The sequence below is a fragment of the Knoellia koreensis genome, from assembly GCF_013041615.1.
GTDB lineage: Bacteria > Actinomycetota > Actinomycetes > Actinomycetales > Dermatophilaceae > Pedococcus > Pedococcus koreensis.
This window is the reverse complement of sequence record NZ_JABEPQ010000001.1, coordinates 697,226-716,555: the sequence shown is the minus strand read 5'-3', so window position 1 is coordinate 716,555 and position 19,330 is coordinate 697,226. Positions and strand designations below refer to the sequence as shown.

The window sequence follows — 19,330 nt, the reverse complement described above, 5'->3', positions numbered from 1 at the left end:
CAAGGGCAGCTGGACGTGTAGCTCAGTTGGTTAGAGCGTTCGCTTCACACGCGAGAGGCCAGGGGTTCGAGTCCCTTCACGTCCACCACAGGTTCCCTCCTCAGCCGGTCGACCCGGTTGGCCCGGACGTCCCGTCGAGGACGTCGCGGAGCACGGCAGCCTCGCTGATGTCAGCGGCCTTGGACGCCGTGATGAGGGTGAGCGGACCCTTGGCGGCCATCGCCCGCAGCTGGTCGAGCGCCTGAGCACGCTCGGGGTCCTGCAGCTCTGCCCGGTACCGCTTCTGGAACTCGGGCCATTTCGCCGGGTCGTGCTCGTACCACTTGCGCAGCTCGGTCGACGGCGACACGTTCTTCAGCCACTCGGTGAGATCCGCCTTCTCCTTGCTCACCCCGCGCGGCCAGAGCCGGTCGACCAGGACCCGCTGGCCGTCTGACTTCTCGGCCGGGTCGTACGCCCGCCGCACCTGCACGACATACCTCGTCGTCATGGGACTCATCATGCGCGCCCAAGACCCGCCAGGCACGTCGGCGAAGTCTCGGCGGACACCAGTCAGCGTCTGATGCGATCGCCGCCTCCTAACCCAGGTCGAGCATGCGGGCTGCCCGCAACGCCACGTCGAGCTCCGTGAGCTGGCTCGGACGGGCGACATCGCGGCCGGTCAGGTCCTGGATCCTGCCCAGCCGGTAGCGCACCGTGTTGCGGTGCACGTGCAGCCGCTCGGCGGCCGTGGCGGTCGAGCCGTCGGCGTCGATCCACGCCCGGGCTGTCGAGAGCAGCACCTCGCGGTCGTCGGACGGCAGCCGCAAGACCCCGTCGAGGACGGCACGGGCGAACACGGCCGACTGCTCGGGGGTGCTGGCGAGCACCAGGTCCAGCGCCCCCGCGTCGTAACGGGTGACACCGGAAGGTGCTGCGCCACAGGCGATTCCAGCCTGTCGGCGCGCAGCAGGGGCATGGTCGAGCCCGTCGAACGGCGCGCTGACACCGACGCGCCCCATGGCCAGGGGAGCCAGCAGCTCGACCAGCAGGGCCTCGTCGGCGTCGCGGCGCAGCGCCACCACCCCGTCCTGGTGGTCGTGCTCCATCCGCCACGCCGAGTCCAGACCGCGCCCGGCCAGCACCCGTTCCGCCCCGGGCAGCGCCTCGGTGCCGGGTGGCCGGCACAGGGCCGTGACCACGACGAACCGGCCGTCCCGGTCGAACGGCAGTGCTGCCGCGGTCGCCCAGAGGTCGGCGTCGGCGGTCACCTCGCCGTCGAGGACGGTGCCGACGATGGCGGCGCGCAGCTGGGCATCGCGCCGCGCCCGTTCGGCGCTGGTCGCCCGGTAGGCGTCGGTCACGTGGGTGGCGAGGTCGTCGCTCACCGACCAGATGTCGGCCGCGGCCCGCAGCAGCGCGTCGTGCGCCTCCGGCGACGCCTGTTCCACCAACAGCTCCCACACGAAACGGCCGCCGATGCGAAAGGCCGTGAGCACCGCGGCATACGGCACGCTCGCCTCGGCTCGCGCGGCCCCCGTGGCTCGGGGGGCCTCGAGGGTGACCGACGGCTCGCCGGCCAGCTCGCCGAGCACGTACCGCATGTTGTCCGCGCACGAGGCGTAGAGGTCCTCGAGGCTGACGGCGTCCCCGGCGGCGTAGAGGGGGATCTCGGCGAGGATCCGCTCGGCCATGCGGTGGCCGAGCCGGGTCGCGTCGGGCAGCAACCGACGGCTCAGGTCCCTGACCTCCGGCGCAACCTCGGGCACGGGAACACGCTATCGCGGGGCGTTGTGCCGCGGCACAACCGATGGCGGTCCAAGTCGGTGCTCGCGGACGATGACCCGGTATGCCGTGTGGGCGGACTCTGGAGGGGAACCTCACCCGAGCCGCCAGGAGCCATCCATGAACCTCGCCAGCCTCTTCACCAGCACCGCCGCTGCCCAGCCCGAGCGGGTCGCCCTGCACCTGCACGGCGCGGGCGACACGACCTACGGCCAGCTCGACGACGCCAGCGCCCGCTTCGCCGGCTTGCTCGCCGGGCTGGGCGTCGCACCCGGGGACCGCGTCGGACTCATGCTCCCCAACACCCCCGACTTCCCGGTCGCCTACTACGGCATCCTGCGCCTCGGCGCCGTCGTCGTTCCGATGAACCCGCTGCTCAAGGCGCGCGAGGTCGCCTACTACCTCGGCGACTCGGGCGCGCGCGTCATCGTGACCGGGCCGATGAGTCGGTCCGAGGTCGAGGAGGGTGCGGCCCAGGTCGACGGTGTCGAGGTCGTTGTGGCCGAGCCGGAGACGCTGCCGGCGCTGCTGTCCGAGCAGACCCCGGCCACCGTCGTGGTCGAGCGCGCCGAGGACGACACCGCAGTCCTGCTCTACACCTCCGGCACGACCGGCCGGCCCAAGGGCGCCGAGCTCACGCACGCGAACCTCGTGAACAACGTGCGCATCACCCAGTCCGACCTCATCCAGCTCGCGGCCGACGACGCGATCTTCGGCGGCCTCCCGCTCTTCCACGCGTTCGGGCAGACCTGCACGCTCAACACCGCGATGGCGGCGGGTGCCCGGCTGCTGTTGCTGCCGCGCTTCGACGCCCGCGCCGCGGCGAGCCTGCTCGCCGATCAGGGTGCCACCGTCTTCGCCGGTGTGCCGACGATGTATGCCGCGTTGCTGGGTCTGGGTGACGACGCACCGTCGCTGCCCGGGCTGCGGGTGTGCGTCTCCGGTGGCGCGGCGATGCCGGTCGAGGTGCTGCACCGGTTCGAGGAGCGGTTCGACACGGTCGTGCTGGAGGGTTACGGCCTGTCGGAGACCTCGCCGGTGGCGTCGTTCAACCTCCCGGACCGCGAGCGGCGGGCCGGGTCGATCGGCCTGCCGGTGACGGGGGTCGAGATGCGGATCGTCGACGCCGACGGTGAGCCGGTCGAGACCGGCGCCGTCGGGGAGGTGGCGATCCGTGGTCACAACGTCATGAAGGGCTACTGGAACAAGCCCACCGAGACCGCTGCGGTGCTGTCCGACGACGGCTGGTTCCGCACCGGCGACATGGGCCGGGTCGACGACGACGGCTACTTCTACATCGTTGACCGGCTCAAGGACCTCGTCATCCGTGGCGGCTTCAACGTCTACCCGCGCGAGATCGAGGAGGTCCTCTACGAGCACCCGCAGGTCGCCGAGGCCGCCGTGATCGGCGTGCCGCACCCGACGCTGGGCGAGGAGGTCGCCGCCGCCGTGGCACTGCGTCCCGGGTCGACGGTGACCGAGGACGAGCTGCGCGACTACGTCAAGGGCCAGGTCGCGGCCTACAAGTATCCGCGGCTGGTGTGGTTCGTCGACGAGCTGCCCAAGGGCGCCACCGGCAAGATCCTCAAGCGCGAGATCGTGCCGCCCACGACCGGTGCGGAGGCCTGACGATGACTGCCACGACGCACGCCCCCGACGAGACGGCCAACGTCTCCGTCGCCCTCGACCACCTGCTCGTGCAGGCGGCCATCGGGCCGGCCCGCCGGTTCGCGCCGGACGGCTCGACCGCCCGCTGGGCGCTGTCGCTGCTGCGCCACCCACGGCAGACGGCCACCCGGCTGGTCGAGCTCGGTGTGGAGTCCGGCCGGATCGTCGCCGGGGCCTCCCCGCTGGCGCCGGACAAGCGCGACCGGCGCTTCGCCGACGCGGCCTGGTCGGACAACCCGGTGCTCCACCGGCTGCTCCAGCTCTACCTCGCCAGCGGGCGCACCGTCGAGCAGCTCGTCGCGAACTCCGACCTGTCCGACCGCGACCGTCAGCGGGTGAAGTTCCTCCTCGAGAACGTCGTCGAGGCCGCGTCACCGAGCAACGTGCCGCTCGTCAACCCCGAGTCGGCCAAGACGGTCGTCGACACCGCAGGACTCAGCCTCCTGCGCGGCGGCAGCCAGCTCGTCAAGGACCTGGCCTCGGCGCCCCGCATCCCCGAGATGGTCGACACCTCGTCCTTCGAGGTGGGGGAGAACATCGCCGCGAGCGAGGGGGCCGTGGTGCTGCGCACCGAGGTCTTCGAGCTGATCCAGTACGCGCCGACGACCAAGGAGGTCAACGAGATCCCGCTGCTGATCGTGCCGCCGACGATCAACAAGTTCTACGCGATCGACCTGGCCCCCGGTCGGAGCCTCGTGGAGTATGCCGTGGGGCAGGGACGGACGACGTTCGTCATGTCGTGGCGCAACCCCGACGCCCGGCACGCCGAGTGGGACTTCGACACCTACGTGCGGGCCATCCTCGACGCCCTCGACGCCGTCGAGGAAGTGAGCGGCAGCACCGCCTCGATGCTCGGGGGCATCTGTTCGGGAGGGATCCTCGCAACGATCACCGCGGCATACCTTGCGGGCATCGGCCGCCAGGACCGGCTCGCCGGCCTGCTCCTCGCGGTCACCGTCATCGACAACGCGGACGCCGGGACGCTGTCGGCGCTCATGGACGCCGACCTGGCGCAGAAGGCCAAGGCGAAGTCGGCGCGCGCGGGCTACCTCGACGGCAGGGCGCTCGCGGAGGTGTTCGCGTGGCTGCGGCCGAGTGACCTGGTGTGGAACTACTGGGTCAACAACTACCTGCTGGGCAAGCGGCCGCCGGCCTTCGACATCCTCTTCTGGAACGCCGACACCACGCGGATGGCGGCCGGGCTGCACGCCGACTTCGTCGACCTGGCGATGGAGAACAAGCTCACCAAGCCCGGTGCGCTCACGGTGCTGGGACAGCCGATCGACCTCGGCGCGATCACCGTCGATGCCTACATCGTCGCCGGGATCGCCGACCACATCACGCCGTGGCAGAACTGCTACCGCACGACGCAGCTGCTCGGTGGCAAGAGCCGGTTCGTGCTCTCGACGAGCGGTCACATCGCCGCCCTGGTCAACCCGCCCGGCAACCCGCGCTCGAGCTTCCACACGAACGACGACCAGGGGCCCGACGCCAAGGCCTGGCTGCGCGACGCGACGCTGCACGAGGGCACCTGGTGGGCGGACGTGTCGGCCTGGCTCGACGAACGCAGCGGCGGGCGCAAGCGCGCGCCGAAGAAGCTCGGCTCCACCCGGTTGCAGCCCCTCGCGGAGGCACCCGGCACCTATGTCTTCGACCACTGAAAGCGAGCACGTCATGACCGACCGCACCGCACCGTTCCCGCACCTGGGCCGCTCGCGCGGCACCGACTTCTTCCGGATCGCCGACCAGCTCACCGACGAGGAGCTCGGCTACTGGAACACCGCCCGCCGGTTCGTCGACGACGAGGTCCTGCCCGTCATCGCCGACTACTGGGAGCGCGCCGGGTTCCCCCGTGACCTGGTCCGGCGGCTCGGTGAGCTGGGACTCGTCGGCGACGGCATCGAAGGCTACGGCTGCCCGTCGATGAGCCCCATCGCGACCGGCCTCGTCCACATGGAGCTCAACCGGGGCGACGGCAGCCTCGGCACCTTCCTCGGCGTGCAGGCCGGGCTGGCGATGCAGTCGATCGCGATGCTCGGTTCGGAGGAGCAGAAGCAGCGCTGGCTGCCGGCGCTCGCGAAGGTCGAGGCCTTCGGGGCGTTCGCGCTCACCGAGCCGACCCACGGGTCGGACTCGGTCTCGCTCGAGACCACGGCCCGGCGCGAGGGCGACGAGTGGGTGATCGACGGCGTCAAGAAGTGGATCGGCAACGGCAGCATCGCCGACGTCGTCGTGCTGTGGGCCCGTGACGACGAGGACAAGAAGGTCAAGGGCTTCCTGGTCGACCCGGCCTCGGAGGGGTTCACGGCCGAGCGGATCGACGGCAAGGGCTCGTTGCGGTCGGTGTGGCAGGCGCAGCTGACGCTCTCCGGCGTACGCGTCGCGGAGACCGACCGGCTGCCCGGCGCGAACTCGTTCGCCGACACGGCGCGCGTCCTCGCGGGTACGCGCAACGCGGTCGCCTGGGGGGCGCTGGGACACGCCACCGCGGCCTACGACATCGCCATGGACTACTGCTCCACGCGGGAGCAGTTCGGCAAGCCGCTCGTCTCCTTCCAGATCGTGCAGGAGCGGCTCGTGAAGATGCTGGCCGAGGTGTGCTCGATGCAGCTCTACTGCCTGCGCCTCGGCCGCCTCATCGAGGAGGGTGCGCTCACCGACACGATCGCCGCCCTCGCCAAGATGAACAACACACGTCGCGCCCGCGAGGTCATTGCGGAGGGGCGAGACCTGTTGGGCGGCAACGGGATCCTGCTCGACTTCCACGTGATGCGGCACATGGCCGACATGGAGGCGCTGCACACCTACGAGGGCACGGAGACGATCCAGACGCTCATCGTGGGCCGTGACATCACGGGTGTGGGTGCGTTCGTGTGAGCGGTGTCCCTGTCGTTCGCACCGTCACCGTCCACGGCCAGCGCCTGCGGGTGTCGGTGCGCCCCGGCACCGGGTCAGGTCCACCGCTGTTGCTGTGCAACGGGATCGGCGCGAGCCTGGAGCTCCTCGACCCCTTTGTCGACGCCCTGGACCCGCAGATCGAGGTGGTGCGCTTCGACGTGCCGGGGGTGGGTGGCTCACCTGACCCGGCGACCCCTTACCGGTTCGTGACCCTGGCGCGACTGGTCACCCAGCTGATGAGCCAGCTCGGCCATGAGACCTTCGACGTGCTCGGCATCTCGTGGGGTGGGGGACTGGCCCAGCAGCTCGCCCTGCAGTACCCGCGCCGGGTGCGACGTCTCGTCCTCGTGGCGACCGGAACGGGGTCGCTCATGGTGCCCGCCGGTCCGCGTGTGCTGTGGACGATGGCGACCCCTCGGCGCTACCGCGACCCGGAGTTCGCCGAGCAGGTCGGCGGCCTGCTCTACGGCGGCTCGCTGCGGGACGACCCGACCGCGGTGCGGCACCTCCTGCACGACCGGTCACGGGTGGGCAGCCGCCGGGGCTACCTCCTTCAGCTGCTTGCGGGCGCGGGTTGGACGAGCCTGCCCTTCCTGCCACTGCTGCGACAGCCGACGCTCGTCCTCGCCGGTCGCGACGACCCCCTCATCCCCGTCGCCAACGCACGCATCCTGGGGCGCCTCATCCCGCGCGCCCGGGTCGAGCTCTACGACGACGGCCACCTCGCCCTCGTCACCCGCGCCGACCTGCTGGCGCCCAAGGTCGCCGCCTTCCTGGGTGCCAGAATGAGCCGGTGAGCACTGCGCGCGTCCAGTCGATCCACGTCTACCCCACGCACGGCGAGCCCGGGCAGGACCTCACCGCCGTCGAGGTCGGCGAGGCGGGCCTGGCCGGTGACCGGCCGAAGAAGGCGCCGGTCATGGTGCTGTCGCACGAGGACACCAGCGGGGCGCGTGCCAACTTCGTCGTCGGCCTCACCGCCGAGGAGCTGGCCGCGGCGATCGACGGCGTCATCGAGGTGGGCGAGGTCGAGCTGGCGGTCACCGGCACCGCGGGCACCTGCCCGGGTGTGTATGCCGCGGTGGGCCGCGGCGGGACCGTGCGCGTGGGTGACGTGGTCACCGTCCGAGAACCCGGGTGACGGGGCTTCCGACCGGGGCATAGTCTCGGGGTCGTGCCTTCGTTCATCGAGGTGGAACCGGGGAAGATCGTCCGACTGAGCGACGACCCATGGGTCGCGCACCAGCAGGGCGTGGCCCAGCTGGTGCGCAGCTACCGGGCCATCCCGGCAGGGCAGCCGGTGCGCCTCGCGAAGAGGACGTCAAACCTGTTCCGTGCGCGAACGGCGACCGACGTTCCCGGTCTGGACGTGAGCGGCCTCGGTGGCGTGATCGAGGTCGACGCCGACGCGCGGACTGCTGACGTGCAGGGGGTGTGCACCTACGAGGACCTGGTCGACGCCACGCTGCCCCATGGCCTTGCGCCACAGGTGGTTCCGCAGCTCAAGACCATCACGCTGGGCGGTGCCGTCACCGGTCTCGGCATCGAGTCGAGCTCGTTCCGCGCAGGCCTGCCGCACGAGTCGGTGCTCGAGATGGACGTCCTCACCGGCGCGGGTGAGGTGGTGACCGCCCGTCCGGACGGCGAGCACGCGGACCTGTTCCACGCCTTTCCCAACTCCTACGGCACGCTCGGCTACGCCACCCGCCTCAAGATCGCACTCGAGCCCGTCGAGCCCTACGTCTCCCTGCGGCACGTGCGGTTCCACGACCTCGAGACCCTCGTCTCCGCCATCGGTGACATCGCCCGCCGCGGGGAGCACGACGGCATACCGGTCGACTATCTCGACGGCGTCGTCTTCTCGGCCGCCGAGTCCTACCTGACGCTCGGCACCAAGACCGCCGTTCCCGGGCCCGTGTCCGACTACACGGGCCAACGCATCTACTACCGCTCGATCCAGCACGACTCGCCGCTGCCGAAGGTCGACCGGCTGACGACCCACGACTACCTGTGGCGCTGGGACACCGACTGGTTCTGGTGCAGCCGCGCGTTCGGCACGCAGAACCCCACGATCCGTCGGCTCTGGCCAGACCGCTGGAAGCGCTCGTCGTTCTACTGGAAGCTCGTCGCCCTCGACCGCCGCTACGACATCGCGGACAAGCTCGAAGCCCGCAAGGGGCAGCCGCCGCGCGAGCGGGTCGTGCAGGACATCGAGGTGCCGCTGGACCGCACCGCCGAGTTCGTCCACTGGTTCCTGCGCGAGATCCCGATCGAGCCGATCTGGTTGTGCCCCGTGCAAACTCGCGCCAGCTGGCCGCTCTACCCCCTCGAGCCCGGCGAGCTCTACGTCAACGTCGGCTTCTGGTCGACCGTGCCGCGCGACCCCGACGACCCGGCGGCCGCGAACAAGCTCATCGAGGACGAGGTCAGCGCCCTCCACGGACACAAGTCCCTCTACTCCGACGCGTTCTACGACGAAGAGACCTTCTGGCGCCTCTACGGCGGCGACGCGTATGCCGCAGTGAAACGCCGTTACGACCCCGACTCCCGACTCCTCGACCTCTACTCCAAGGCGGTGCGACGCAAGTGACGATCCTCAGGACCAACCGGAACGACTCCCAGCACGTGGAGCGCCTCTCAATGGCGCAGATCCTCGAAGCGGTCACCCCCGACAACGTGCCGTTCCGGTTCAGCGCCTACGACGGCTCGAGCACCGGTCCCGAGGACGCGACCTTCGGCATCAACCTGCGCACGCCGCGTGGCGCCAGCTACATCGCCACGGCTCCGGGCGACCTCGGCATGGCGCGGGCCTACATCGCCGGTGACCTCGACCTCGAGGGTGTCCACCCCGGCGACCCCTACCCGCTGCTCACCGCCATGGGCGACATGCACTTTGCGATGCCGCCGGCCCGCACCGTGGCCGCCATCGCCCGAAGCCTCGGCATCGACCTGCTCAAGCCGCCGCCGCCCCCGCCCCAGGAGGCGCTGCCGCGGTGGCGCCGCGTCGCAGAAGGCTTGCGGCACAGTCGAACTCGCGACGCCGACGCGATCCACCACCACTACGACGTGTCCAACCGCTTCTACGAGATGGTGCTCGGCCCGTCGATGACCTACACGTGCGCGTGCTACCCGACCGACAACGCCACCCTCGAGGAGGCGCAGGAGAACAAGTACCGCCTCGTCTTCGACAAGCTGCGGCTCAAGGAGGGTGACCGGCTCCTCGACATCGGCTCCGGCTGGGGCGGGATGGTCCGGTATGCCGCGCGGCGGGGTGTCCGGGTCATCGGCGCCACCCTGTCGCGCGAACAGGCGCAGTGGGCCCAGGACGCGATCCGCCGCGAGGGCCTGCAGGACCTGGCGGAGGTGCGGTTCAGCGACTACCGCGACGTCGCAGAAAGCGGCTTCGACGCCGTCTCCTCGATCGGCCTCACGGAGCACATCGGGGTGCGCAACTACCCGGCCTACTTCCGCTTCATCAAGGACCGGCTGCGCCCGGGCGGTCTCGTCCTCAACCACTGCATCACCCGCCCCGACAACCGGGGTCGGGCCAGCGCGGGCGCGTTCATCGACCGCTACGTGTTCCCCGACGGTGAGCTCACCGGCTCGGGCACGATCATCAGCTCGATGCAGGACGTCGGCCTCGAGGTGCGCCACGAGGAGAACCTGCGAGAGCACTACGCCAAGACCCTCGCCGGCTGGTGCCAGTACCTCGTCGACAACTGGGACGAGTGCGTCGCCGAGGTCGGCGAGGCCACGGCCCGCGTCTGGGGTCTCTACATGGCCGGCTCGCGAGTGGGGTTCGAGCGCAACGTGGTTCAGCTCCACCAGGTGCTGGCCGTCAAGCTCGACGGGCAGGGCAAGGCGGATCTGCCGCTGCGTCCGTGGTGGCAGGCCTGAGGTCGTGGAGCAGCGCGTCTCGCTGGTCACCCTGGGTGTTCGTGACCTCGAATGGTCCGAGCGGTTCTACGCCGACCTCGGCTGGCAGCGCGGCAACGACGCCGACGACGTCGTGTTCTTCCAGTGTGGCGGCCTCGTGGTCGCCCTGTGGGACAGGGACGCCCTGGCTTCCGACTCCGAGGTGGAGGACTCGGGCGGCTGGGGCGGGGTCACCCTCGCGCTCAACGTGCGCTCACCCGAGGAGGTCGACGAGGTCCTGGGCCAGGCCGTCGCGGCCGGTGCGGTGATCGGGCGCCCCGGCGAGGAGACCTTCTGGGGCGGTTACTCCGGCATCTTCATCGATCCGGACGGACACCCCTGGGAGGTCGCGCACAACCCGTTCTGGAGCATCACCGACGATGGTCGGACGCTGCTGCGCGACGAGTAGCCGCGTGCAGGGCACCCGCGGTCAGGCGACCCACTGACGGGTCGCCGCGGCATACGTGGCCAAGGCCAGGAGGGGCACGCAGGCGACGACGACCGCTCGCCAGGCCCACCGCGCGGCCCGGCTCTCGCCGAGGGTGGTCAGGGCGAGGTACACCGGGAACCACGTGAGCGCGTAGCGTCCCGCGGACACCCACAGGGTCGAGCAGAGGATGACGCCCACCGACGGCACGAGGAAGGCCGTCTCGGCCCAGCGTCGTTGCCACACCAACACGGCGATGACCACGATCCCGAGCAGGACCGCCGCGATGTCGCCGACGCGGGATGCAGCGAGGAACCACGAGTCCGTGGCCCCCACCTGCGCGACCGCGTGGGACAGCCCGGTCCATGGCGTGGCGAGGACCCGGCCCCACCCCAGGTGCTCGGCCTCGCGCCACGCGTTCCACGAGCCGGTGCGTGCGTGGAGGTAGGCCATGTAGCCCAGGACGGGCAGCGCCGGGACGGCGAGGGCAGGCAGGGTCGACCACCGCGGCCGTGCGACCGGGGTGTCACCATCCGCGCCAGCGCCCCACCGGGCCAGGGCCCACATCACGGCAAGGCCCAGGGCCACGAACAGGCCGTTGACCCGGACAGCCGACGCGCACGCGGCCAGGCTCGCCGCCCACCACCAGTGCCCGCGCCGGGCGAGCAGCCAGGCGCCGACGGCGAAGGCGAGGAACGTCGCCTCGGTGTAGACAGCCACGAGGAAGTACCCGAACGGTGCCAGGGCCAACAGGAGCACTGCGTGCCGCGCACTCACCGGCCCGCCCCGCGGGTCCTCGCGCACGAGCTGCCACAACAGGACCGCGGCCGCGGTGCCGGCGACGAGCGTGATGACGATGCCCGCCACGATCTGGCTGCCACCGACGAAAGGGGCCACCGCGGTGATCAGCAGCGGGTACCCGGGGAAGAACGCCTGGTCGCAGCACTCCAGCCCGGGCGGCAGGTAGCCGACGCTCGCGATCCGGGTGAAGTGGTAGCTGTCCCAGTACGCGAAGCGGTCGGCGACCCAGTTGCCGGAGGCGAGCGGGTGCACCTCCGGGCCGATGCCGGCGAGCCGCGCGATGACCAGCACCGCCACCATGAGGGTGAGGCGGGAGACCAGCCACGCCAACGCGACCCGGGCGCCCGGGCTGACTTTCCCCCACATGGGGGAAACCCTAGTGGGGGCGAGCGTGATGGCCGGTCAGCCGGCGACCGGCTCGAGCAGCTCGGTGCCGAGCCAGGAGGTGGGGATGCCGAACGCGTCCACGAGCGTCTGGGCGTGGGGCGCCAGCGCCGCACACAGGTCACCGACCGCTGCCCTCACCTGCTTGCTGCGCGCCGGCGTGATGCGTCCGTGCTCGAGGTGCCAGCCCTTGTGCGCCTCGATCGTCGAGAGGGCGTACAGGTCGCAGACCCGGCTCAGCATCTCGCGGGCGGGTGCGTCCTGGCAGCCGTCGATGGCGGCGACGAAGGACTCGAGGACCACCCGGTCGACGTGGGCGCGCGCGGCCTCCACGACGTGGTCCTGGCACTCGTTGAAGACGGCGAACAGGTCGGCGCCGGGCTTGCCGGCCTTGCGCAACCGGAGCGCAACGGTCTCCAGCAGGTGCCGCTCGCGGTCCTCGAACAGGTCGAGCTGCCAGCCGCGGTCGGTCGGGCCCTTGTCGCTGTCGCGTCCCGGGGCGGCGTCGATGAGCCGTTGCACCAGCCCGCGCGCGGCGGTGCGCTCCACGAGCTGGCCGGCGAACTGACGGGCGCCGAACTTCACCATGCCCAGGGTGTCGAGGTCGCCGAAGCTGTCGCGGTAGCTCGTCAGCAGGCCCTTGGCGACCAGCTGCAGCAGCACCGTGTTGTCGCCCTCGAAGGTGGTGAAGACGTCGGTGTCTGCCTTGAGCGCCGGCAGCCGGTTGACCGCGAGGTAGCCCGCGCCACCACACGCCTCACGGCACATCTGGATGGTCGCAGTGGCGTGCGACGTCGAGGCGACCTTGATGCCGGCGGCGCGCGACTCCAGCTCGCGCTGCTTCTCCTCGTCGAGCTGCTCAGCGCCCTGGATGTCGTGCATGAACGCGACGAGGTCGTTCTGCGCGAACTGCAGGGCGTAGGACGTGGCAAGGGCCGGCAGGAGCTTGCGCTGGTGCACGCGGTAGTCGAGCAGCCGCACCTCCTCGTCCCCGCCGGGCGCAGCGAACTGGCGCCGGTGCCCGGCATACGTCACCGCAAGGGTGAGGGCCGTGCGGGTCGCAGCACCGGCACCACCGGCGACGCTGATGCGTCCTCGGACGAGGGTGCCGAGCATGGTGAAGAACCGGCGGGTCTGGTTCTCGATGGGGGAGGTGTAGACGCCGTTCTCGTCGATGTCGCCGTAGCGGTTCAGGAGGTTGGTGCGGGGGACGCGCACCTCGTCGAACGTGAGCCTGCCGTTGTCGACGCCCAGCAGGCCGGCCTTGGCACCGCAGTCGCCGATCGTGACACCGGGCATGGGTGCGCCGCTCTCGTCGCGGATGGGCACGAGGACGCAGTGCACGCCGTGGTTCTCGCCGTCGACGACCAGCTGGGCGAAGACGGCGGCCATCCGGCCATCGCGAGCTGCGCCCCCGATGTAGTCCTTGCGGGCGGCCGGGGTGGGGGTGTGGACGACGATCTCGTCCGTGTCCTTGTCATAGGTGGCCGTGGTGCCGAGCGACTGCACGTCCGAGCCGTGGCCGGTCTCGGTCATCGCGAAGCACCCCGGGAGCGTGGCGTCGATGATCGAGGGCAGGTATGCCGTGTGGTGCCGCTGCGTGCCCAGGTTGCTGACCGCGCCCCCGAACAGGCCCCAGTGGACGCCGGCCTTCACCATGAGCGACAGGTCTGCGTGACCCACCACCTCGAACGCGGTGACAGACCCGCCGAGGTCGCCGGATCCGCCCTGTGCGACAGGGAATCCGCGTCGTGGGTGGTCGGTGGCGGCGATCTCCCGGACCTGCTCGGCGACCCGCGCGCGGTACTCGTCCATGGTCAGCTCCTTGGTGGGAGGCATGTACATGGCGGGGTCGAACTCGGTACGGGCCTCGTTCTTGAGGTCAGCCCAGCGGCCGTCGAGGGTGGTGCGAAGGGCGGTGGTGAGGTCGGTCATGGTGGTCAGTCCTTCGAGGGGGTCCAGGCGGTCGAGAGCCCGCTCCAGGCGAGGTCGGTCAGGTGGGTGGTGAGGGTGCTGCGCGTCATCGCGTCCGGGGCGGTGAGCCACTGGTCGGCGGCCGCGCGGACCATGCCGACGAGGCCAGCGGCCCAGACCGTTGCGGGTGCGGTGTCCTGGCCGCCCGCCTCCAGGGCGGTGGCGATGACGACGGACAGCTGGGCTGCGATGTGGTTGGTGACCGGGCTGGCGGGGTCGCCGTCGGCCGGGGTCTCGAGCAGGGGGGCGTTGACGACGAACCGGTAGACCTCGGGGTCCTTCTCCACGAGGCCGAGGTAGGCGTCGATCGAGGCACTGATCAGGCCGCGCGGGTCGCCGGGGGAGGCGGCGAGCTCGCCGTCGGCGGCGCCCATGGCCTTGCCCAGGTCGCGCAGGATGCGCGCGTCCACGCTCTCGCACACCGCGGCATACAGGCCCTGGCGGTCCGTGAAGTGGCGGTAGACCACGGTCTTGGACGTGCCGGCCTCGGCGGCGATGTCGTCCATGCCGACGGCGGCGCCGTGGTTGCGGATGGCGCGCAACGTCGCCTCGACGAGCTCGCGGCGCCGGCTGGCACGGTGCTCGTCCCAGCGGGTGCTGCGGCCGTCCTGCGACGGTGTGGTGGTCGTGCTCACAGCCCGGACAGTAGCAGGTACTGGGCGTACCTGCTACTGTCGGTATCGAATACGCGGACGGGCCGGGCGGCCCGACCTCACCCACCCGAGGAGCATCCAGTGGCCACGAGATCCACGCCGAGAAGCACCCAGCAGTCCAGCAGCGCGCCGCGTCGTGCAGCGGTGATCGGCGGTAACCGAATTCCCTTTGCCCGCGCCAACTCCACGTACTCGCACGCCTCCAACCAGGACATGCTGACGGCCACGCTCGACGGCCTCGTGGCGCGGTTCGGGCTGGCAGGGGAGCAGGTCGGTGAGGTCGTCGCGGGCGCAGTGCTCAAACACAGCCGCGACTTCAACCTGACCCGTGAGTCGGTGCTCGGCTCGAGCCTCGCGCCGACGACACCCGCCTACGACGTCCAGCAGGCGTGCGGCACCGGGCTCGAGGCGGCCATCCTCGTCGCCAACAAGATCGCGCTCGGCCAGATCGACTCCGGCATCGCCGGTGGCACGGACACGGCGTCCGACGCGCCGATCGCCCTCAACGAGGGCCTGCGCCAGACGCTGCTGGCCGCCAACCGCGCCAAGACGCCGGTCCAGCGGGCCAAGGCCCTGACCGGGCTGCGGCCCAACCAACTCGTGCCCTCCATCCCGCAGAACGTCGAACCGCGCACCGGGCTGTCGATGGGTGAGCACATGGCCCAGACCGCCAAGCAGTGGGGCGTCAGCCGGGAGGCGCAGGACGAGATCGCGGCCGCGTCGCACCAGCACCTGGCGGCCGCCTACGACCGCGGGTTCTTCGACGACCTGCTGACGCCCTTCAAGGGACTCACCCGCGACCAGAACCTGCGACCCGACTCCTCCGTCGAGAAGCTCGCCAAGCTGAACCCGGTGTTCGGCAAGGGCCCCGACGCGACGATGACCGCCGGGAACTCGACCCCGCTCACCGACGGTGCGGCCGCGGTGCTGCTGGGCTCCGACGAGTGGGCGGCCGAGCGCGGGCTGCCCGTGCTGGCACACGTCGTCGACGCGCAGACGGCCGCGGTGGACTACGTCACGGGGCACGAGGGTCTGCTCATGGCACCGGCCTACGCCCTGCCCAAGCTGCTCGAGCGTCAGGGCATGAAGCTCCAGGACTTCGACCTCGTCGAGATCCACGAGGCGTTCGCCTCGACGGTGCTGTGCACGCTGGCCGCGTGGGAGAGCGAGGAGTTCTGCCGTGACCGGCTGGGTCTCGACGCTCCGATCGGCGAGCTCGACCGCAGCAAGCTCAACGTCAACGGTTCGTCGCTGGCGGCGGGGCACCCGTTTGCCGCGACCGGTGGGCGCATTGTCGCTTCCCTGGCAAAGGCGTTGCACGAGAAGGGATCTGGCGCGCGTGGCCTGATCTCGGTGTGCGCTGCTGGTGGGCAGGGCGTCATGGCGATCCTCGAGGCGGCCTGAGGTGGCCGGGGTGTACGCGGGGTTCGTGTCGAGCCCGATCGGGAAGAAGCTCGCGACGCAGCTGGGCCTGCCGCGCCCGGTGCGCCTGCGCCGGTATGCCGCAGACGCACCTCTCGTGGACGGTCCCGTCCTCGTGGCTGGGCTGGGCTCGGCGCCGATAGCGGCGCGGGTCCGTGACCTGCTCAAGGCGCAGGACGTCGACGTGGTCGGCGAGGTGGCCCAGGGTACGAAGCTGGGGGCGGTGGTCGTCGACCTGACCGAGGCGGCTACACCGGCCGACCTGGAGGTGCTCCGCTCCACGGTCGCCCCGACCCTTCGGTCCCTGCGCCCGAGCGCCCGCGTGGTCGTCGTCGGCCGGGACCCGCGTGACGCGGACGGGTTCGCCCAGTCGGCGGTTCGCCGGTCGCTCGAGGGCATCACGCGCTCGATCGGCAAGGAGCTGCGGGCAGGTGCGACCGCCAACCTGGTGCTGGTGCGCGATGGCGCCGACGGGGGCGTCGACTCGACCGTGCGGTTCCTGCTGTCGGGGCGGTCGGCGTACGTCGACGGCCAGGTGATCCGGGTCGGTGAGGGCACTCCGGCCGAACCGGCGGACTGGGCCGAGCCGTTGGCGGGCAAGGTGGCCGTCGTCACCGGAGCCGCACGAGGAATTGGCGCGTCGATCGCCGAGGTGCTTGCCCGGGACGGAGCCACCGTGGTCTGTGTCGATGTGCCGTCCGCGGGCGAGGCGCTGGCCAGGACGGCCAACAAGGTCGGTGGCACGGCGCTCCAGCTCGACGTCACGGCTGCGGACGCAGGCCGGCGGATCCTCGAGCACGCGCAGTCGCGACACGGCGGGCTCGACATCGTCGTGCACAACGCGGGCATCACCCGCGACAAGCTCCTCGCCAACATGGACGACTCGCGCTGGGCCTCGGTGCTGTCGGTCAACCTCGAGTCCATCCTGCGGATGAACGAGACCCTGTTGGGGGACAACGGCATTCGCGACGGCGGTCATGTCGTGCTCGTGTCGTCGATCGCCGGGATCGCCGGCAACCGCGGCCAGACCAACTACGCCGCCTCCAAGGCCGGGGTGATCGGGCTGGTCGACGCCATGTCCACGGACGAGCGTCTGCGCAAGCGCGGCATCACGGTCAACGCGGTCGCGCCCGGCTTCATCGAGACCGAGATGACCGCCAAGGTGCCGTTCGCCACGCGCGAGGTCGGCCGCCTGCTCAACTCGCTCAGCCAGGGTGGGCTGCCCATCGACGTCGCCGAGACGATCGCCTACTTCGGCCAGGACGCCAGCGCGGCGGTCAACGGCAACGTCGTCCGCGTGTGCGGCCAGAGCCTCCTGGGGGCCTGACCGTGCCTGAGTCGACATCGCGGGTCCTGACCGAATCGCCTTCTCTGGCACCACTGTTCGTCAAGGCCGCCCTGACCTCACGGGGACGGGGTGGGGCGCTGCCGGACACGGTCCTGCGTCGCGAGGCCGTGCAGGTGGACCGCGACCACCTGCTGGCGTACCAGCGGATCTGCCGGTTCACCGGCACCGACGTCCTGCCGCCCACCTACCCGCACGTGCTGGGGTTCCCGCTCCAGGTGTCGTTGATGAGCGGGCGCGACTTCCCGCTGCCACTGCCCGGGCTCGTGCACCTCGAGAACCGGATCGTGGTCCATCGGCAGCTGACGGCGGATGACCGGCTCGACATCTCGGTCCACGCCGAACAGCTCGCGTCGCACCCGAAGGGGCAGGTCGTCGACCTGGTCACCGAGGTCGACGTCGCGGGGCAGCGGGTCTGGGAGGGGCGCAGCACCTACCTGCGCCGCGGTCGCGGTGGCGACGACGCGGCATACCGGGAGAAGGCACCCGCCCTGCCGGACCGTCCGCCCGCTGCGGTGCTGCGGCTGCCCGAGGACCTCGGTCGGCGGTATGCCGCGGTGTCGGGTGACGTGAACCCGATCCACCTGCACCCGCTCACCGCCAAGGCGATGGGGTTCCCGCGCGCGATCGCGCACGGCATGTGGACGTACGCGCGGACGCTGGCCGCGTTGGGGCCCAAGGCAGTCGAGCCGGGGGAGTCGAGCGTGTGGTTCGGCAAGCCGGTGCTGCTGCCGAACACCGTCGAGGTCGTGGTCGACCCCGACGCGTCGCCACTGGTGGCAGGGCTCAGGTCGCGCAAGGACGCGTCGAAGGTGTTCCTGACACTGACCCTGTCGTGACGCTCAGCCGAGGGCGGCGACAGCTTCCGCGACAGGCACCTTGCCGCCGACCAGGTTGACCTGACGTCCCACGCCAGCACCCGTCGTCAGGAGGGCAGCCAGCACCGAGGCGACGTCGGCCCGTGCCACCGAGCCGCGTTCGGCCTCCTCGGTCAGCTCGACGAGGCCGGTGCCGTCGTCGTCGGTGAGGGCGCCGGGTCGCACGACGGTCCAGTCCAGTCCGACCCGGCCGCGCACATCGCGGTCGGCGTCGGCCTTGGCGCGCAGGTAGACCTGGAACACGTCGTCGGAGTCAGGGTCCGCGTCGTCGGCACCGATGGCCGAGACCATGACGTAGCGGCGGATGCCGGCCTGCTCGGCTGCGTCGGCCAGCTTGATCGCGCCGTCACGGTCCATCGAGTCCTTGCGGTCGGCGCTGCTGCCCGGTCCGGCCCCGGCCGCGAAGACGACCGCGTCGGCCCCACGGATCGCGGCGGCGACGTCCTCGGTGGGCGCGTGCTCGAGGTCGACGACCTCACCCCGGGCGCCGTTGCGCTCGAGGTCGGCGAGGTGGTCGGCGTTGCGTACCAAGCCAATTGGCTCGTGGCCCTGTTCGGCGAGCTGGCGCTCGAGCAGCTGGGCGATCTTCCCGTGTCCTCCGGCGATGGCGACGATCATGCGTCCTGTCTACCAACCCCGGTGGACTCTGGCGCGGCAGGCAGGGGAGTGCCGGTGAGCGAGCGGCCGTAGTAGCGGGAGGTGTCATGGATCGCGTAGTGGCCGAACCGCAGCGTCGGGGTGTAGCCCGCCGCCTGGTAGAGGGCGATCGCGTCGCGCTGCGCCGCTCCCGTCTCGAGCACGAGCAGCTCGACGCCCGCCTCCCGGGCGGTGCGCTCGAGCTCGGCGAGCACGCCCGCGGCATACCCACGCCTGCGAACCCGTGGACTCACGAACATGCGCTTGACCTCGGCGACCGGGGCGCCGAAGTCATCGGTGAGGTCGGGGCGGCTGCGCCACCCACCCATGGCGACGGGCTCACCCGCGACGGTCCCGAGGACGAACGCGCCGACCGGCGGCGCGAACTGCGCCGGCTCGAAGGGAGACTCGTCGGGCCCGCCGTAGATCTGCACGTAGTAGGCCTGTACCTCCTCGACGAGGGCGCCGACCCGGGTGTCGGTGAACGGCACCGGCTCGAGGACGAGGTCGGTGGCGGGGGTGGTCATGGCCACAGTCTGGCGCGTCGCCGTTGCCGGGCTGGCGA

The 19,330-nt window shown here is 71.1% G+C and carries 18 protein-coding genes and 1 tRNA gene; 12 read left to right on the top strand and 7 right to left on the bottom strand.

Annotation, left to right across the window (positions count from 1 at the left end):
* The first annotated feature begins 11 nt into the window (after positions 1-11).
* Positions 12-88, top strand: a tRNA-Val gene (locus HJG52_RS03570).
* 12 nt (positions 89-100) lie between these two features.
* Here the strand turns inward: HJG52_RS03570 and HJG52_RS03565 are convergent.
* Entirely contained in the window at positions 101-490 is a 390-nt protein-coding gene (locus HJG52_RS03565; protein ID WP_171242152.1) for a DUF488 domain-containing protein, read from the bottom strand.
* An 88-nt stretch (positions 491-578) separates the two neighbouring features.
* Positions 579-1,748, bottom strand: a complete 1,170-nt coding sequence (locus tag HJG52_RS03560; RefSeq protein WP_171242151.1) for an RsbRD N-terminal domain-containing protein — start codon at positions 1,746-1,748, stop codon at positions 579-581.
* Between the two features lie 136 nt (positions 1,749-1,884).
* On the opposite strand from HJG52_RS03560, the gene HJG52_RS03555 reads away from it, so the two are divergent.
* From HJG52_RS03555 to HJG52_RS03520, 8 genes are read left to right on the top strand one after another with little or no spacing between them, the layout of a single operon-like run.
* Positions 1,885-3,393: a long-chain-fatty-acid--CoA ligase gene (locus HJG52_RS03555; RefSeq protein WP_171242150.1), complete on the top strand. Its 1,509-nt coding sequence runs from the start codon at positions 1,885-1,887 to the stop codon at positions 3,391-3,393.
* A gap of 2 nt (positions 3,394-3,395) precedes the next feature.
* On the top strand, positions 3,396-5,093 hold the full coding sequence (locus HJG52_RS03550; protein WP_171242149.1) for a PHA/PHB synthase family protein: 1,698 nt from the start codon (positions 3,396-3,398) through the stop codon (positions 5,091-5,093).
* 13 nt (positions 5,094-5,106) lie between these two features.
* Positions 5,107-6,309 carry an acyl-CoA dehydrogenase family protein gene (locus HJG52_RS03545; protein WP_171242148.1) on the top strand — a complete coding sequence of 401 codons (1,203 nt, stop codon included), beginning with the start codon at positions 5,107-5,109 and terminating at the stop codon, positions 6,307-6,309.
* Entirely contained in the window at positions 6,306-7,127 is an 822-nt protein-coding gene (phaZ, locus tag HJG52_RS03540; RefSeq protein WP_171242147.1) for a poly(3-hydroxyalkanoate) depolymerase, read from the top strand. Before HJG52_RS03545 ends, phaZ begins: the two co-directional genes overlap by 4 nt.
* Entirely contained in the window at positions 7,124-7,471 is a 348-nt protein-coding gene (locus HJG52_RS03535; protein WP_171242146.1) for an MOSC domain-containing protein, read from the top strand. The genes phaZ and HJG52_RS03535 overlap by 4 nt, the downstream gene beginning before the upstream one ends.
* 33 nt (positions 7,472-7,504) lie before the next feature.
* Positions 7,505-8,920 carry an FAD-binding oxidoreductase gene (locus tag HJG52_RS03530; RefSeq protein ID WP_346767548.1) on the top strand — a complete coding sequence of 472 codons (1,416 nt, stop codon included), beginning with the start codon at positions 7,505-7,507 and terminating at the stop codon, positions 8,918-8,920.
* Positions 8,917-10,227, top strand: coding sequence for a class I SAM-dependent methyltransferase (locus HJG52_RS03525; RefSeq protein WP_346767547.1), 1,311 nt, complete (start codon positions 8,917-8,919; stop codon positions 10,225-10,227). Before HJG52_RS03530 ends, HJG52_RS03525 begins: the two co-directional genes overlap by 4 nt.
* Before the next feature lie 4 nt (positions 10,228-10,231).
* Positions 10,232-10,654 (top strand): VOC family protein, encoded by a 423-nt coding sequence (locus HJG52_RS03520; RefSeq protein ID WP_171242145.1) that lies wholly within the window; start codon positions 10,232-10,234, stop codon positions 10,652-10,654.
* Positions 10,655-10,675: 21 nt separating this feature from the next.
* Here HJG52_RS03520 and HJG52_RS03515 read toward each other — a convergent pair whose 3' ends face one another.
* The 3 genes from HJG52_RS03515 to HJG52_RS21525 are packed head-to-tail and all read right to left on the bottom strand — an operon-like array spanning position 10,676 to position 14,466.
* The gene (locus HJG52_RS03515; protein WP_171242144.1) at positions 10,676-11,839 is read right to left on the bottom strand and encodes a mannosyltransferase family protein; all 1,164 of its coding nucleotides are present in this window, start codon (positions 11,837-11,839) and stop codon (positions 10,676-10,678) included.
* Between the two features lie 36 nt (positions 11,840-11,875).
* Positions 11,876-13,792, bottom strand: coding sequence for an acyl-CoA dehydrogenase family protein (locus HJG52_RS03510; protein ID WP_171242143.1), 1,917 nt, complete (start codon positions 13,790-13,792; stop codon positions 11,876-11,878).
* A 5-nt stretch (positions 13,793-13,797) separates the two neighbouring features.
* Positions 13,798-14,466, bottom strand: coding sequence for a TetR family transcriptional regulator (locus HJG52_RS21525; protein ID WP_171242142.1), 669 nt, complete (start codon positions 14,464-14,466; stop codon positions 13,798-13,800).
* Between the two features lie 99 nt (positions 14,467-14,565).
* Between HJG52_RS21525 and HJG52_RS03500 the strand changes: the two genes are divergently transcribed.
* The 3 genes from HJG52_RS03500 to HJG52_RS03490 are packed head-to-tail and all read left to right on the top strand — an operon-like array spanning position 14,566 to position 18,090.
* Entirely contained in the window at positions 14,566-15,888 is a 1,323-nt protein-coding gene (locus tag HJG52_RS03500; protein WP_171242141.1) for an acetyl-CoA C-acetyltransferase, read from the top strand.
* Between the two features lies 1 nt (position 15,889).
* Positions 15,890-17,233: a 3-oxoacyl-ACP reductase gene (locus tag HJG52_RS03495; protein WP_171242140.1), complete on the top strand. Its 1,344-nt coding sequence runs from the start codon at positions 15,890-15,892 to the stop codon at positions 17,231-17,233.
* A gap of 2 nt (positions 17,234-17,235) precedes the next feature.
* Complete coding sequence (locus HJG52_RS03490; protein WP_346767546.1) at positions 17,236-18,090, top strand: MaoC/PaaZ C-terminal domain-containing protein; 855 nt, start codon at positions 17,236-17,238, stop codon at positions 18,088-18,090.
* Positions 18,091-18,093: 3 nt separating this feature from the next.
* On the opposite strand, the gene HJG52_RS03485 is transcribed toward HJG52_RS03490, so the two are convergent.
* Both HJG52_RS03485 and HJG52_RS03480 read right to left on the bottom strand, forming a co-directional pair.
* Positions 18,094-18,747 (bottom strand): SDR family oxidoreductase, encoded by a 654-nt coding sequence (locus HJG52_RS03485; protein ID WP_171242139.1) that lies wholly within the window; start codon positions 18,745-18,747, stop codon positions 18,094-18,096.
* A complete protein-coding gene (locus HJG52_RS03480; protein WP_171242138.1) occupies positions 18,744-19,292 on the bottom strand; it encodes a GNAT family N-acetyltransferase in 549 nt (182 codons plus the stop codon). The genes HJG52_RS03485 and HJG52_RS03480 overlap by 4 nt, the downstream gene beginning before the upstream one ends.
* Between the last annotated feature and the right edge of the window lie 38 nt (positions 19,293-19,330).

Bases quoted from the DNA above. Each gene is read 5' to 3' on its own strand.
- HJG52_RS03565 (WP_171242152.1), bottom strand. From the start codon at position 490: ATGACGACGAGGTATGTCGTGCAGGTGCGGCGGGCGTACGACCCGGCC.
- HJG52_RS03555 (WP_171242150.1), top strand. From the start codon at position 1,885: ATGAACCTCGCCAGCCTCTTCACCAGCACCGCCGCTGCCCAGCCCGAG.
- HJG52_RS03550 (WP_171242149.1), top strand. From the start codon at position 3,396: ATGACTGCCACGACGCACGCCCCCGACGAGACGGCCAACGTCTCCGTC.
- HJG52_RS03545 (WP_171242148.1), top strand. From the start codon at position 5,107: ATGACCGACCGCACCGCACCGTTCCCGCACCTGGGCCGCTCGCGCGGC.
- HJG52_RS03515 (WP_171242144.1), bottom strand. From the start codon at position 11,839: ATGTGGGGGAAAGTCAGCCCGGGCGCCCGGGTCGCGTTGGCGTGGCTG.
- HJG52_RS03510 (WP_171242143.1), bottom strand. From the start codon at position 13,792: ATGACCGACCTCACCACCGCCCTTCGCACCACCCTCGACGGCCGCTGG.
- HJG52_RS03485 (WP_171242139.1), bottom strand. From the start codon at position 18,747: ATGATCGTCGCCATCGCCGGAGGACACGGGAAGATCGCCCAGCTGCTC.
- HJG52_RS03480 (WP_171242138.1), bottom strand. From the start codon at position 19,292: ATGACCACCCCCGCCACCGACCTCGTCCTCGAGCCGGTGCCGTTCACC.